The sequence below is a fragment of the Streptomyces sp. NPDC005195 genome, from assembly GCF_040608315.1.
Lineage (GTDB): Bacteria > Actinomycetota > Actinomycetes > Streptomycetales > Streptomycetaceae > Streptomyces > Streptomyces kaempferi.
Map to the genome: position 1 here is coordinate 1 of NZ_JBEXHZ010000362.1, position 1,260 is coordinate 1,260.

1 pseudogene is annotated in these 1,260 nt (G+C 73.0%); it reads left to right on the forward strand.

Annotated features, from left to right (window positions below):
* Window positions 1–1,260 (forward strand): annotated as a pseudogene (locus tag ABZV34_RS39675) (GAF domain-containing SpoIIE family protein phosphatase); the annotation flags it as partial.

Consider the following 1,260-nt stretch of genomic DNA (forward strand, 5'->3'; position numbering starts at 1 on the left):
CGCCCTGGCGGGCCGCGGGGACACCTGGCTGACCCTCTCGGTGTATCCCGGCCCGCGCGGCCTGACGTGCAAGCTGATCCCGATGGGGCGTCTCGCCGACACCACCAGGGCCGCGGAGGCCGCGGAGGCCGCGGAGGCCGACGAGGGCCGGCGGGCGGAGGCGGCGCCCGGCCGCGGAACATCCGTGTCGAGCGTCACCACGGCGGGGCTGTACCACCCCATCGTCCTCGCCATCGCCCTGTCCGAGGCCGTGACCGCCCGTCAGGTGTCCGAGGTGGTCATGCGCGAGCTGCTGCCCGCGTTCGGCGGACGGCGGCTCGCCATCTATCTGTTGCAGGACCGGCGGCTGTACCTCGCGTGGGAGACCGGCTTCCCCCAGGGCTTCCTCGCCCCCTTCGACGGAGTGGGGCTGGACGCCGAACTGCCCGGAGTGGAGACCCTCACCTCCGGGCGCCCCCTGTTCTTCGAGTCGATGCCCCGGCTCGAGTCCGCCTATCCCGGTATAGCCCTGGACGCCAAGGTGGGTGCGCGGGTCTTCCTGCCGCTGATCGCCTCGGGCCGGCCGGTCGGTTCCTGCATCCTGGGCTTCGACCGTCCGCGCGACTTCAGCACCGAGGAACGTGCGGTGCTGACGGCGCTCGCCGGACTCATCGCACAGGCCCTGGAACGCGCGCGGCGCTACGACTCCGAGGCCGCCCTCGCCCGTGGCCTGCAGGAGGCACTGCTCCCCCACCGGCTGTCGGCACACCCCCAGGTGGAGACGGCCGGGCGCTATCTGCCCGGCACCGAGGGGATGGACGTGGGCGGCGACTGGTACGACGTGGTGGAGGCGGGCGACGGACTGGCCCTGGTCATCGGCGACGTCCAGTGACACGGCGTCCAGGCGTCCGCCACCATGGGCCAACTGCGCAGCGCCGTCCGGGCGTTCGCTCTCGGCGACCATGCTCCGGACGAGGTGATGAGCGGCACCAACCGGCTGCTCATCGACCTCGATCCCGGCCAGTTCGCCAGTTGCTGCTACATCCGGCTCGACCCGGTGACCGGCGTCGCCCGTGCCGCGCGCGCCGGGCATCCGCAGCCCCTGTTGCGCCACCCCGACGGCCGCGCCGAGGTCCTGAACCTGCCCGGGGGTGTGGTGCTCGGTGTGGACCCGCACGCCCGCTACCCGGTGACGGATCTGCGCCTGGAGCCCGGCGCCGTCCTGGCCCTCTACACGGACGGCCTGGTCGAGAAGCCCGGTACCGACATCGACGACGGTAT